The following is a 14090-nucleotide window of genomic DNA, read 5'->3' as shown; positions in this document are numbered from 1 at the left end:
ATTCACAGCACGGCCTCGATCGCATCGAGGTAGGCATCGGCCATCGCCTCGACCGTGTAGTGCTTGCGCATGCGCTCGTAGCCACGTTGCCCCACCGACGGCAACGCGCCCAGGTCGGCCAAGATCCGGGACAGCTGTTCTCGCCAGCCCGAGACCGACACGGGCTCGACGAGGAATCCGGCCCGGCCAAAGTCCAGCATCTCCGGGACAGCGCAAACCGCCGACGCCGCAACCGGTATGGCTCGCGACATCGCCTCGAGGATCACCACCGGGAAGGCCTCGGAGCGGCTCGGCACGCACAGCAGATCCGCGTCGGCCAGGGCCGGGCCGGGCCCCGCCGACCAGCCGCGCCACTGCACCCGCTCGCCCAGGCCGGCAGGGGTGGCCGCCTGCAGCCTCTCCCGGTCGGGTCCGTCGCCGAAAATGGATAACCGCCAGGGCATCCCGTCGAGCCCGCTCAGCGCCTCGATCAGCAGGTGGGGGTTCTTGTGTTCGACGATGCGGGACAGCATCACCAAATGCAGCGGCTCGCCGCCAGGTCGCTGCCGGGGGCTCGGCTCGCCGATGTCCGCGACACCGTTGGGTGCGATGAATCGCCGTCCCCGCAACCGATGCTGGGCGACCAGCATGTCCCAATGCCGTTGCGCCAACACGATGAATCCGTCGGCACGCCGCATCGCCGCCGTCAACGGCCGCGAATAGATGGGCCGGTCCTCCTCGGGGGGGACGTGCGGCGCAACCAGCCAGCGTCGCTTTCGGCCGGCCGCGCGCCACAAACTACCGAAGCCCACCTCGGTGTTGGTGTCGCCGGTGACGACCACCGCCGGACCCTCGGCGACGTCGACCATCGGCGCCCACCAGGGTTGGCGCACGACGCGCACGGCGTCCGGAATCTCCGAGATCAGGGGGCCGAGCCGCTGAACGCAGACGATGGTGACCGGGAAGCCGCGACGGACCAATTCCGTTGCCAGCAACGCCTTTTGCCGCTCGGCCCCGCCGTAGACCAGGCGGTTGGTGGTGATCACGATCGTCGGCAGCGGCGTGCGGCGGCCTCGGGCGGCCCCCCGCGCGACCCGCGGTGGCCGCCGCAACCGGTCCAGCAGGGCGGCGCCGGCCAGATACGCGTCGGCGAGGTGCACATTCTTTTGGTGCTCGAGCAGCAGCGCGGCGTTGGCCCGGCGCAGGTCCTGATCGCGGCCCGCATCGCCGTCAGCGGGTGGCGCGGTGGCGCGTTCGGCGCCGAGCTCGTCGGCCGACAGAACGCGCCATCCCGCAGCGCGGGCCCGGGCCTGCCAGTCGGCGGCCTCGCCGGAGCCGAAGAATTCCTCGTCGAAGCCGCCGATGGCGTTCCAGGCAGCGCGGTTGATCGCCAGCACGGTCGCGCCCGCAACGGGTCTCGGCCGTATCGTTGCGAGGCCCCGTGGTGCCCAACCGGTTTCGGCGGCCCGCACAATCGGTGAAACCGCCGCCACCCGAGGCTCGCGAAGTAACTCCCGGGTGCGGGTGAGCGGGCCCAGCAGCCGGGCGTCGGGATCGAGCACCAACAGGTCGGCGTCGGCGGGGGCGTGGTCCACCAGCGCGTTGCACGCCGCGGCGAAGCCGACATTGCCCGGTTTCGACACCCATTGCACCGCAGGGTATTCCGCGGTCAGCTCGGCTCGTCCGGGAAGTTCCTCGTCGCTGTTGTGGTAGACGTAGACCGCCGCCGCGGTCAGCTGCTCGGCGACACTGGCCAGGCAGCGCTGTAGCGACTCGTGGCTGCGACGGTGCGCGATGAGCACCGCCAGCGAGCGGACGGTGGGCAGGTCGGTCGGCTCGCCGACCGGACGCTTCAGATACGCCCGATCCGTTGTGCGTTTCATGCCGCCAGCTGATTGCGGCGCAGGGAGGTCAGGCTCGACCAGCCGAGCGGGCCCGCGACGGCGCTGGTGGCCAGGTAGGCCGCCGCGGCGGCGAGCAGGACCACGACGACGTGATGCCCCGAAAGTAGCAGCGCCACAGCCACACTCGCTGCCGTCGGGATCAGCAACCGCAGCACGAACAGCATCGGCGTGCGGTAGCCGCAGTGACGGCGCAACCACCAGGTGCTGACCATCATGTTGAAGAACTCCGTGCACACCAGCGCGACGCCCGGCCCTACCGCACCGTACCGCCCCGCAAGGCTGAGGTTGAGTGCGACGTTGAGCACCAGGGTGGCCATCGTCAACCAGAACAGGATCCGCTGATGATGACTGGCGACCAATCCCTGGCCAAGGGTGCCGCCGACGAAACGCAGGGCCGCCGCGACGAACAGCAGCGCCAGCGTCGGCGTGCCGCGCTCGACGAACGCTTTGTCGCCGAAGAACGCGATCAGCGGTCCGGACAGCAGCGCCCCGACGGTGGCCACGGGTACCGCCACAAAACACATCAGCTCCACGCTGCGGCGCAGAAATCCCGCGAAGGCGGCGACGTCACGCGAAAACAGCTCGGTGGCCGTCGACAGCGTCGACTTGTGAAAGATCAGCGAGACCACGATGGTGTTGAACGCGACCGTGAAGGCCAGCCCGTACACCCCGACTTCGGAATGCGTGCTCAGCAAGGACAGGATCACGCCGTCGGCGCGGCAGTACAGCAGGCCGACCACCAGGAAACCGATCAGCGGCAGGCTTTCCCGTAACAGGTCGGCCGCCTCGTGCGGTGCGAAGATCGGGCGCACCGAGATTTGCCGCGTCGCCGCGGCGCCCTGGATCAGCAGCTGCACGGCGGGCGGGATCAGCTGCGCGACGGCGAACCAGATGACGTCCGACCGCATCGCAACCAGGCAGGCGACCATGGCCAGCGTGCCCGTTCGGGCGGCGACGTCGGAGATGGCCACCGCCGAGAATCGGACGGTGGCAAGAAATACCGGCTCGAAACGGGTCACCATGGTCTGCATCAGCAACGCTCCCGAGAGCACGACGAGCATCACTCGCACCTCGGGGTCGTGATAGATGAGCAATCCGGAGACGGCGGCCAGCACCGCCAGTGGCACGCAATAGATCAGGGCCAGGCCGCTGTTGATGCGCACCAGGCGCTCCAGATCGCCGCGGCCGGAGGTCACCCGGCGCACGATCACCGTTGCAATGCCGAGATCGGCCAGGCTCGTCCACATGGCGATGAAAAGCACCGCGATGGAGAGTTGGCCGTAACGCCCGGGCCCCAGATAGCGAGCGGTCATGGCCACCGAGACCACCGAGGCCAGCATGCCCAGAGCGCGGCAGATCAACTGGATCGAGAACGCGTGCGCCATCCGGGTGAGCGGCACCGACGGCACCACCGCATCGGCTGCCGTCGGCTCAGTCATGGCTCGCGAGCCTAGTAGGCTCCGTGGCTTGTGAGTACCGCTTTCACCGTCTTGGCGATAATCACCAGATCGCCTGACATCGACCAGTTGTCGACGTAGGACTGATCCAGCCGCACCGACTCTTCCCAGGAAAGGTCCGAACGGCCGCTCACTTGCCACAGTCCGCTGACTCCGGGCTTGACCAGCAACCGGCGCTTCACGTCGTTTTCGTAGTTGTCGACCTCGCGCCGCAACGGAGGCCGCGGCCCGACGACGCTCATGTCGCCTTTGAGGACGTTGATGAACTGGGGCAGCTCGTCGATGCTGTAGCGGCGAAGGATTTTGCCGATGGGGGTGACCCGGGGGTCGTCGCGCATCTTGAACAGCATGCCGCCGGCGCCCTCGTTGAGTGACAGCAGTTGCTCGAGCTGGGTGTCCGCCCCGTCGGTCATGGTGCGGAACTTCAGCATCGTGAAGGGCTTTCCGTCGACGCCGATGCGTTCCGACGGGTAGAAGACGGGCCCCCTGCTGGTCAGCTTGATGGCGATGGCAGCAGCGATGAGAATGGGCGCGGTGGCGACCAGCGCCGCCAGCGAGAACAGGAAGTCGAAGGCCTGCTTCTGAAAGCGGTGTGCCCCTTCGTATTGCGGCTTGTCGACGTGCAGCAGGGGCAGGCCCGCGGTGAGGCGCAGCGTCAGGCGCGCCGCGGTCACGTCCATCACGCCAGGGGACACCACCAGGTCGACGTCCATCGTCTCGAGCTGCCACATCAGCTCTCGGATCCCGTGCATCCCAAAGTGATCCGTCTGCGTCAGCGCCACTGTGTCCGCGCCGCAGCTGGCGATAGCGGTGGCCGCATGCGTCTGGTCGCCCAGGATCGGGATTTCCCGGCCGCCGATGGTCAGCGTGTTGCCGCGGCCCGGACCATAACCGGGGATGCAGACACCGACCACGATGCAGCCGGCCAGCGGATTGCGGGCCAGTTCGTGCGCGAGGTGGGTCACCGCCTGGCGGTCGCCGATCGCCAAAACCCGGGTCTGGCAATGGCCGTCGGCCCGCTTGCGGTTGACGTGCTTGCGCCACCCGCTGCGGCTTCCCAACAACGCCAGCGTCCCGACGGGCAGCGCGATGGCCAGATAGCCGCGGGCCAGATCGACCTTGGCAAGCAGCGTGACCATCGCGATGATCCCGAATGTCCAGAAGGATGCCGTGCCGATCCGCCGGTACTCCTCGATGCCCGCCCCGATGATCCGGCTCGAGCGCGTCTGGAACACCGCGAGGGCCGACAGCCACAGTGCCGCGAAGAGGAAGGAGAACAGCGTCATCGTCGGGTCCGAGTAACCCGAGGTGTTCGCGATCTCCCCGAACCGGACATACTGAGCCAACAGCACCGACGCGCAGACGATCACCGAGTCGCTGATCCGCAGGTACTGCGAGTACTGATCCTGCCAGCGCCGCAACGCGTTGCCGCCGGCCGAGGACGCCGGAGCGGCGGTTGCCGGGGAGCCGTTGGTGTCGCCGCGGCGCACCGCGGTCGTGTCCGCGGGCCAGGGCTTAACCGGTCGGCGGCTGGGCATGATGTCCACGGTGTTGCGAATCATTACCGACTGATGCATGTCGCCACCTGTTCCACTGGAACCAATCTGGGTTTGCGTGCGGGCCAGCTCGCGTCCTGCTCCGAGATGACCGTGACCGGAATGGGCCACGAGATGCCGAATTCGGGGTCATCCCAACGGATCCCCTGCTCGTCGGTCATCGCGTAGTCCCCGCTGACCTGGTAGCTGACCTCGGTGTCGTCGACCTGAGTCTGGAAGCCATGCGCAACGTAGGGCGGCAGGTACAGCGTCCGGTGGTCGTCGGCGCTCAAGTCGACCATCACGTGGTCGCCATAGGTCAGCGAGTCGGGACGGACGTCGACCGCGACGGCGGCGATGGCGCCGCGCGTGCAGCGGACGAGCTTGGCCTCGGCGTGTGGCGGCACCTGACGGTACAGCCCACGCACGGTGCCCCGGGTGTAGTTGAAGACGATATTCGTCTGCGAGACATCGAAATTCAGCCCGTGATTGGTGAAGTCCCTGGCGCAGAACGTCCGTGAGGAGAACCCGCGATGGTCACGGTGGATTTCTAAATCGATGACGGTCACCCCGGCGACCTTGGTGGGCGTGTATTTCACTTACCGCTCCTTCTTGACTACCGGGCCTGGAAAACCGTTGCGCTCATGCGTGGGTTTACGCGTATCCGGCGGCCGGCGGGCGGGTCATCACGGTCGGGATAACGCCGTATCGGGGTCCGAGCGACTTGCCCGTCGCGGCCGCCAGGCGCGGCAACGACCCCATGACGCTGGGGGGCACGTTCGCGCCGGCGAGGTTGATCGCGGGCAGCGCGGAGACGGCGCTGTTGGCGGCCGGGATCACGCTCGTCCAGCTCGCCGGCACGGCCAGCGGGCCCAGCGACGCGGCGCTGCCGAGGCTGCCGAAGACACCCGAGCCGATCGAGCCGAGCGATCCGAGCGCGCCCGCGCCGGAGCTCGCCGCGCTGGCTGCCCCCGACACCGCGGCCGCGGCCCCGCTGCTGGCGGCATTCGCCAAGCCCTGTGCGGTTTGGGCCATGCCGAGGATGGAGGACATCCCATACAGCGGGGTGGCCGCCGCCGAGAACGCGCTGGGAATGGCGCCGGGTATACCCGACGCGAGGCCCGTCATGATCGACGAGTCGGTCGCCGTGCTCCCGGTGGTTCCGAGGGTGGTGCCGACGTCGCTGCCGGTGTCGGTCAGCATGGAGACGCTGGACTTCATCGGCGAGGAAAGCTGGTGCAGCGTGGTGGGCACCTTCGACACCACCTGGGCGAGGTTTGCCTGCTCGGTTTGCGCGGTGACCCGCCCGACCGTCGCGGCCTGCTCGGCCATCCCGCTCTCGTTGGTCATCTTGGGCGCCGGGTTGAACTGGGTCACCGAGCACGCGGCCGCGGAGCCCGCGGCGTACTCGTACATCGCCGCGGCGTCCTGCGCCCACATTTCGCCGTACTCGGCCTCGGTGGCCGCGATCGCCGCCGCGTTCTGGCCGAAGAAGTTGGTCGCGACCAGCATCGCGAGCTGCGCCCGGTTGGCCGCGACCGCCGGCGGGGGGACCGTCGCCACGAAGGCGGCTTCGTAGACCTCCACGGCGAGCCGCGCCTGACCGGCCGATTCCGCTGCCCGGGCGGCGGCCCCGGCCGTCCACGCCATGTACGGCGCGAACGCGGAGGCCATCGCCAGCGACGACGGGCCCATCCAGCGCTGGGTGGTCAGGCCCGCGATAACCGTGCGGTAGCAACTCGATGCGGCATGCAATTCGGCGGCCAGGCCGTCCCAGGCCACCGCGGCGGCGATCAGCGAAAGCGGGCCGGGTCCGGTGTACATCCGGATGGAGTTGATCTCCGGCGGAAGCGCTCCGAAATCGATCATTTCAGACCGTGACGGGCTGCCGGGCCGACGCGGCGCCGGCGGCGGGAGAGGTGGAGGCGATCGTCGGTGCGTCGACAATCCGCTGGTCAGCCGTGGTCCGTCGGCCGGTTGAGGCCTGTGACCAGCGGTTCGCCGTGACGAACGACATGTGCTTCCCCTTATGCGGTGCAGACGGTCGAGACGATGTTTAGGCCGTTACCAAACTGACGATCTGACAATAGCGTACAAAACATACCAATGGTTTGACAATACCGTGTGATCTAGACCTCAGGTATTTACGCACGCGTCAAACGGGACAGCCGTATGACTGCTAACCTCTGGAGTGGGCTACATGTCTTGAGCGACACGGGTGCGTGTTCGCTCCCACCCCTGAAGAACCGAGGTAGTTGTGCCCTGCATGAGCAAGGCGTTCGACGACGTAACGGCGGGCGAAACGGCCCGCGGCGTCGGCCTCGGCCGAAACGGCGGCGCCCAACCCGCGCCGCGGGGTACCTGAGCTCGCGAGTGTTATGACGACCCATTCGACTGACGGACGAGCGGACGCGACCCGGCAACAGATCCTGCGGGCCGCATCCCACCAGTTCGCCCGGCGCCCCTACCACGACGTCGGTCTCGACGACATCCTCGCCGAGGCCGAGCTGACCAAGGGCGCCATGTACTTCCACTTCAAGTCGAAGCACGCCCTGGCCGTCGCGATCATCGACAGCCAGACCGAAGCCGGCGCCGTCGCCGTGCAAGAACTGATGACGCGCGGCCTCTCGGGCCTCGAGACCCTGATCGACTTCTCGTATCTGATCGCCATCAAGGACATCAAGACCGATGCCGTCAGGTCGGGACTGAATCTGATGGAGTCGGTCGGCCTCTCGGACGGGCTGCAGGCGAAGTTGTTCGATCAGTGGATCAAAGCCCTGGGCAGGGTCGCCGAGCAGGCCAAGGCCGAGGGCGATATCAACGACGAGTGTGACCCGCAGGACATCGGCCGCCTGATGGTTTCGCTGCACATGGGGCTGCGCAAAACCAGCGACCTGGACGACCCCGAGCGGTTCCTGCGCGACCTGGAGAAGTGCTGGTCTTTGCTGCTGACCGGGATTCTGCAAGCGGACCGCACCGAATACTTCCGCCAATTCCTCAGGCGGCGTGCGGCGCTCGCCATCACCACCAGTTCAGCGGATGCCGACGACCAGTAACGGCGCGGGCAGTTTGCACGGTCGGATCGTTGTAACGACTGATACTGTGAGCCGTCTTGCGGGCAATGTGAAACCAGATGAGCGCTCTGCGCATCCGATGAGATCCCGGAGGTGCGTGCACCATGGCGCGCCAAGTTCGCTCTGAAGCCACCCGCCGGAAGATCCTCGACTCCGCCATCGAAGTGTTCAGTGACGTCGGGTATGCCGCCGCCGGTTGGAGCACCATCATCGAGCGGACCGGAATGACCAAGGGCGCCCTCTATCACCATTTCGATTCGAAAGAATCGTTGGCGTCGAACATCATCGAGGAAGGCTCCGACACCCTTCTCAGCGCTTTCCGCAATGTCTGCGGATCGTCGTCGCCCGGGCTGGAGAACCTGCTGCACGGCACGTTCACGATCGTGGAGGTGCTGAGCTCGGACAAAATGGCCCGCGCGGCCGCGCAATTGGCCACGGCGTTAAGCGGATTCAACGCCGCGGCCTCGCGGTTCTACGCCAACTTGATGCTGGAGACGGCGCAAGAGGCTCGGCGGGCGATCAAAGAGGGAGACCTCCGCAACGAAATCGACCCCGACGTGCTCAGCGCGTCGGTCATCGGCACCATCTTCGGGGCGCGGTTGGTAGCCAACGCGATATCCAGCCACGGCAGGATCGGCAACATCGTCGGCGACCCCACCGAGCGCCTGCATCAGATCTGGAACCTGCTGCTTCCCGGTGTCGTCTCCGAGGCATCGCTGCCCTACTTTCAGCAATTCCTCCGGCGCGAAGAAATGCGTCATGCCGCGGCCAGGGCGTCCCGCGAGGACGCCACCGCGGAATCGCAAACCGATTAGATTTCGCCCATAGCCGGTGCCGAGGCGCCGCGGGATCTCGAAGAGGCGTTGCGAGATACCTTTTCGCGGTCGCCACGACGGCGATTCCGTTATTGGGGTTGAAGCGCTTTCAACAATGCATACTGTTCCGGTGATATACCGGAAATCTCTCGGTCGAGTAATTGCGCTGGCCGGTGTCGTCGGATTCTTGCTGATGAGCGCTCCGGCATCATGGGCTGCGCCGGCCGACCCGGCCCCGTCGACGGACTCGACGACGACCCTGTCGCTGCTCGACGTCGGGTCCGCCTCCACCCTGGAATTCTGGGGGCTGACGAGCAGCCAGCAGCTGACCGTGCCGGTGCTGCACGGCCTGACGCCGGCCGCTTTGAATACGACGGTCGAGCTGCCGATCAATCTGCGGTCGGGGATGATCACCGTGACGCAGGGGGAGCGCACCCTTGCCAGGCTGAACCTGCCCACCGCCGACCAGACACCGATCGCGATCCCGTTGGCGGGCGCGGAAGTCAACGACAATTGGCTGACGGTCACCGTGCACGCATACCTGGTTCCGGTGGACGGATACTGCCTGTATCAGGAAAGCCCCCTGCGGCTGACCAACGGAACCGTCACCTACACCGGGGCCGAATTGCCGCCGACCACCGTGGCCCATTTCCTGCCGCCGGTGCTGCGGAAGCTGAGCATCTATCTGCCGCAGTCGCCCTCGACGGCGGAGTCCGACACGGCAATTCAGCTCGCCGCCTCCGCCGCCGCGCACTACGGCAAGCAGGTTCCCGACATCGCGGTAATCCCCCTGCAGGAAGGCCAGGCCGCGCCCCCGGCCCCGCCGCAATCGCTGGAGCGCCAGATCGTCGTCAAAGAGGGCCCGGACAACGGGCTTTCGCTGCAAGGCTCCTCCGGTGTGCCGTGGCTGTTGATGTCGGGGCCGTTGAACCGAACCGACGACTCGGACACGGCCGCGTTGTTCAGCGACGTGTCGGAGCTGGCCCTGTCGGCCAAGGCCACGCTGGATTCGCCGAAGCCCAAGGTGCAACTGCCCGGCAATACCGCCTCGCTGCGCGAGCTCGGACAGCCCTTCGCCAACTCGACCTCACTGCAACCGCGGGTGTCGATCGGAGTGGACCAGACCAGGTTTGGCCGATCCATCCACTCGGTGCGGGTGCATCTGCAGGGGTCCTACACCCCGACGTCGAACAACGGCGTCGGCCAGATCGCGGTGACGATCGGCCCGGAAACCATCGACCACTGGCCCACCGACGGCCACGGCACCATCGACCGCTGGATCGACGTGCCCGACCGGCTGCTGCAGCGCTACACCAACCTCGAGTTGGTACTCGACGTGGCGAGCAATGTCGGACACTGCGGCGACTTCTACACCGCCGGACCGGGAAATCAACTGCTCACCCTGAACATCAACGGCGACAGCACGGTTGAGAGCAGCCCCGCCGCGCCGCCGGTGCCCGACGGTTTTCAGTCGATGCCCCAAACCCTGATGCCCCGCGTCCAGGTCGGCATCGCCGAGCACTCGTTCGTCGACACCGTGCGCGCGCTCGACATTGTGGTGGGCCTGCAGCGAATCAGCTCGATACCGATCGACACCACTGTCACCGGTATCAAACAGGCGATCGACTCCTCCGATCCCGCACTGCTGATTTCCGCCGACGGGTGGAACCAGTCCGAGGTGGCGCTGCCGGTGGCCGCGGGGCCTAGCGGCCCGATCACCGTCAGCGCCGTCGGCCCCGGTGACAAGCCGGCCAAGCTCACACTGGACCCGGTGCTGCGGTTCGCTTCTCTGCAAACGGTTTTCAACCACGGGCGGTCGCTGCTGATCGCGACGTCCAACGGCGCGCCCGGGCAGCTCGACGAGCTGATCAGGTGGCTCAAGAGCGACAACAACAAACACTGGCAGCGGCTCAAGGGTGTCGCGGTGGTGTCGGTGCCCGGGCAAGACCCGGTGACCGTCGACCACCCGCCGCTGGCCGCCGGCGCCTCGGCCGGGGGATCGGCGAGCCATTCCAACCTCGACTGGCTGTACTGGTTCGGCGCGGGCTGGGTGGCGGTGGCCATCGTCGGCGCCGGGGTGATCCTGTGGCGGGTCAGGCGCGAATCATGGCGGCGCCGATAGCGTTTGACCGTCGATGGCGCGAATCAGGGACATCGAGATCCGCCCCGCCGTCAGGAGCATCGCAGCCGCAGCGCTGTGCGCCGCCGGTGTCCCGGCACTCACCCGGCGACGACATCGCGACGCGCTCGCCATCGTGATGTTCCACGGCGTGGAAGACGCGCCGCTGTCGCCGCCCTGCTGGCATGTCGGCGGGATGGCGATGTACCGCCGCCAATTGGAGTACCTGCGCAAGCACTTCAACGTCCTCGCGCTCGAGGAGGCCCTGGCGGCCCTTGCCGACGGGACGCTGCCGCCACTCGCGGTGGCGATCACGTTCGACGACGGCACCGGCAACCTCGCGACCCACGCTCTGCCGGTGCTGCGCGAGTTGAACCTGCCCGCGTCGGTGTTCCTGGCGACGGGTCCGATCGGCACCGGCGAAACATTGTGGCCCGACCGGCTGTGGCTGGCGATCGCCCGCACCGCGGTGGCCGAAGTCGACTTGGCCGCACTGAAATTGGGGACGCGTTCGCTCGACGGCGACGCCAGGCGCGGCCGGGTCTACGCGGCGGCGGTGGAGGCGCTGAAGAACCTCGGCGACACCGAACGCGTCGCCGTGCTGGATGAGGTCCTGGCCGCGCTCGGGTACCGCGACGACGGGGACGCCGGCCCGTTCCGGATGCTCACCTGGGAGCAGGTGCGGGACATGGCCGGTGACCCGCTGGTGAGGCTGTATCCGCACACGGTGACCCACCCCATCCTTGCCCGGTGTGGCGACGACAAGGTCGAACGGGAGATCACCGATTCCTGTGTAGCGATCGAACGTGAGACCGGCTCAACGCCAAGGGTTTTCGCCTACCCTAATGGCCGGCCGCAGGATTTCGATGACCGGGCCAAGGATGTCTTGCGCCGCCGCGGGGTGCGCTGGGCGCTGTCCACCACACCGGGATTCGCCGATCGCGGCTGCGACCCGCTGGCTTTGCCGCGGCTGGCGGTCGGCGGCAACGCCACGTTCGACCATTTCCGGCTCACGGTCTGCGGCGGCCTGCCGCGGCGGCGGCACAAGCCCGGCGCGGCCGGCCGCCGCTAAGGGTCAGCGGCGCTAGCGCGCCTCTTCCCAGAGCTGTTCGGTCAGATCCTGGAACGCCGCGAGGGCGAACTGATCGTCCACCCGTCGTACGGCGGACTTGCTCATCATCGCGCGCACCACCGAGCCGTCCTTGTGCGCCAGTTCGACGACCATGTTCGCCAGCGCGTGCACCGTCGCCAACAGCGAATCCGAGGCGGGGGCCTGATGGAAGATCTGTTCGAATCGCAGCGACAGGGTCTCTTCCGGCTCGTAACCCATCATGTCGGCAAATGCGGTGTTGGCGAACAAGATACTGCCGTCGTCTCCGATCGCCAGCACCGGAACCGGGATCCGCTCCAGCACAACCAGTGCGGGCAGCTCCTTCAAGGTCGTCATCGGCGATTGGCTCTGTTGCCTGTTCTGGCGTCGTTCCACACCGAAGATTATGGTCTATGCCAGAAGTTATGTTGGACACATTTGTCCAAAGCGTTCCCGATGAATTGGCCGTGGCGCCGAACTCGCTTGCTCTTCAACCGAATTGTCCGGGTCTTCGACCGCTGGTCACGCGGCGTTGAGCGGTCCGCTCACTCGACCTGGTAGCGGGGAAACACCCCGGTCGGAGCGGGCAGCGCCGTGCCGGGCGCCAGGCGCGTGCCGATCGCGGCAAACGCTCGTTGGTCTTGCGCCTGCCCGAGCAGATCCAGCAGCTTGCCGGCCGAGTCGGGCATGACGGGCTGCACCAGCAGCGCGGCGATGCGCACCGCCTCGCAGGTGACGTACAAGACGGTGCGGAACCGCGCCTGATCGGCCTCGGACTCGCTCTTGCGCAACACCCAGGGTTGCTGCGCCGAGAAGTACCTGTTGGCCTCGCCGAGCATCAGCCAGATCGCTTCCAGGGCCAGGTGCATCGCCTGCGCGTCGAAATTGGCCCGGACGCGTTCCAACAAACCGTCGGCCGTCGCGAGCAATTCGGTGTCGGCGGCGATCAGCTCGCCGGGTTCGGGAACGACCCCGTCGAGGTTCTTGGCGATCATCGACAAAGACCGCTGCGCCAGGTTGCCGAGCTCGTTGGCCAGGTCGGAGTTGATCCGCGTGACGATGGCGTCCTCGTTGAAGCTGCCGTCCTGGCCGAACGGAACCTCGCGCAGCAGGAAATAGCGCACCTGGTCGACGCCGAGCGTGTCGATCAGGTTGATCGGGTCGACCACGTTGCCCACCGACTTGCTCATCTTCTCGCCGCGGTTGAGCAGGAACCCGTGCGCGAAAACCCTTCGCGGCAGCTCGATTCCGGCCGACATCAGAAAAGCCGGCCAGTACACGGTGTGGAACCGGATGATGTCCTTGCCGATCATGTGCAAGTCGGCCGGCCAATAGCGCCGGAACCGTTCCGATTCGGTGTCCGGGTAGCCGACCCCGGTCAGGTAGTTGGTCAGCGCGTCGACCCAGACGTACATCACGTGGTCGGGGTGCTCGGGCACCTGCACGCCCCAGTCGAATGAGGTGCGCGAGATGGACAGGTCGCGCAGCCCGCCCGAGACGAAGCTGACCACCTCGTTGCGCCGCACGTCGGGTCGGATGAAATCCGGGTTCGCCTCGTAGTGGGCCAGCAGCTTGTCGGTGTAGGCCGAGAGCCGGAAGAAGTACGTCTGCTCCTCGGTCCACGTCACCGGGGTGCCCGTCTCGGTGGCCAGCCGGGTCCCGTCGTCGAGGAGCTCGGTCTCCGATTCGACGAAGAACCGTTCGTCGCGCACCGAATACCACCCGGAGTAGGTGTCCAGGTAGATGTCACCGGCGGCCGACATCCGGCGCCAGAGCTCCTTGGACGCCTCGTGGTGGTCGGGATCGGTGGTGCGGATGAACCGGTCGAAGGAGATGTTCAACCGTTCCTGCAGCCGCTGGAACACATCGGAGTTGCGCCGGGCCAGCTCGGCCGTCGGGATGCCCTCGGCCGCCGCCGTTTCGACCATCTTGAGGCCGTGCTCGTCGGTGCCGGTCAGGAACCGCACATCGAACCCGTCGAGCCGCTTGAACCGGGCGATCGCGTCGGTCGCGATGTACTCGTACGCGTGCCCGATGTGCGGATCGCCGTTGGGGTAGGTGATCGCGGTGGTGACGTAATAGGGCCTCATCGCCCTCAACCTTATTTGGGGGCCCAT

At 67.0% G+C, this 14090-nt stretch carries 11 protein-coding genes; 4 read left to right on the top strand and 7 right to left on the bottom strand.

Going from position 1 to position 14090, the window contains the following annotated elements; genetic code table 11:
- Window positions 1-2: 2 nt before the first annotated feature.
- Genes A5624_RS23545 through A5624_RS23525 form a run of 5 tightly spaced genes read right to left on the bottom strand, consistent with a single transcriptional unit; the run spans window position 3 to window position 6744 of the window.
- A complete protein-coding gene (locus A5624_RS23545) occupies window positions 3-1862 on the bottom strand; it encodes a glycosyltransferase (RefSeq protein WP_066871844.1) in 1860 nt (619 codons plus the stop codon).
- Entirely contained in the window at window positions 1859-3322 is a 1464-nt protein-coding gene (locus tag A5624_RS23540) for a flippase (RefSeq protein WP_066871841.1), read from the bottom strand. Before A5624_RS23540 ends, A5624_RS23545 begins: the two co-directional genes overlap by 4 nt.
- Window positions 3323-3333: 11 nt before the next feature.
- The gene (locus A5624_RS23535; protein WP_066871838.1) at window positions 3334-4917 is read right to left on the bottom strand and encodes a sugar transferase; all 1584 of its coding nucleotides are present in this window, start codon (window positions 4915-4917) and stop codon (window positions 3334-3336) included.
- Window positions 4902-5474, bottom strand: coding sequence for a dTDP-4-dehydrorhamnose 3,5-epimerase family protein (locus A5624_RS23530; RefSeq protein ID WP_066871835.1), 573 nt, complete (start codon window positions 5472-5474; stop codon window positions 4902-4904). The genes A5624_RS23535 and A5624_RS23530 overlap by 16 nt, the downstream gene beginning before the upstream one ends.
- Window positions 5475-5529: 55 nt before the next feature.
- Window positions 5530-6744, bottom strand: coding sequence for a PPE family protein (locus A5624_RS23525; protein WP_066871832.1), 1215 nt, complete (start codon window positions 6742-6744; stop codon window positions 5530-5532).
- Window positions 6745-7253: 509 nt separating this feature from the next.
- Between A5624_RS23525 and A5624_RS23520 the strand changes: the two genes are divergently transcribed.
- The 4 genes from A5624_RS23520 (at window position 7254) to A5624_RS23505 (ending at window position 11955) form a co-directional block, all read left to right on the top strand.
- The gene (locus tag A5624_RS23520; RefSeq protein WP_066871829.1) at window positions 7254-7931 is read left to right on the top strand and encodes a TetR/AcrR family transcriptional regulator; all 678 of its coding nucleotides are present in this window, start codon (window positions 7254-7256) and stop codon (window positions 7929-7931) included.
- Between the two features lie 122 nt (window positions 7932-8053).
- A complete protein-coding gene (locus A5624_RS23515; RefSeq protein ID WP_066871826.1) occupies window positions 8054-8764 on the top strand; it encodes a TetR/AcrR family transcriptional regulator in 711 nt (236 codons plus the stop codon).
- Window positions 8765-8879: 115 nt separating this feature from the next.
- The gene (locus A5624_RS23510) at window positions 8880-10886 is read left to right on the top strand and encodes a hypothetical protein (RefSeq protein ID WP_066871823.1); all 2007 of its coding nucleotides are present in this window, start codon (window positions 8880-8882) and stop codon (window positions 10884-10886) included.
- 22 nt (window positions 10887-10908) lie between these two features.
- On the top strand, window positions 10909-11955 hold the full coding sequence (locus A5624_RS23505) for a polysaccharide deacetylase family protein (RefSeq protein ID WP_066872003.1): 1047 nt from the start codon (window positions 10909-10911) through the stop codon (window positions 11953-11955).
- A gap of 12 nt (window positions 11956-11967) precedes the next feature.
- Here the strand turns inward: A5624_RS23505 and A5624_RS23500 are convergent, their stop codons facing one another.
- A complete protein-coding gene (locus tag A5624_RS23500; protein WP_051445841.1) occupies window positions 11968-12330 on the bottom strand; it encodes a PAS domain S-box protein in 363 nt (120 codons plus the stop codon).
- A gap of 188 nt (window positions 12331-12518) precedes the next feature.
- Entirely contained in the window at window positions 12519-14063 is a 1545-nt protein-coding gene (gene metG / locus A5624_RS23495; RefSeq protein ID WP_066871821.1) for a methionine--tRNA ligase, read from the bottom strand.
- Window positions 14064-14090 lie beyond the last annotated feature (27 nt).

Origin of the sequence: Mycobacterium sp. 1482292.6, from assembly GCF_001672995.1 — a bacterium.
Classification (GTDB): Bacteria; Actinomycetota; Actinomycetes; order Mycobacteriales; family Mycobacteriaceae; genus Mycobacterium; species Mycobacterium europaeum_A.
This window is presented reverse-complemented; position numbering and strand designations above follow the sequence as displayed.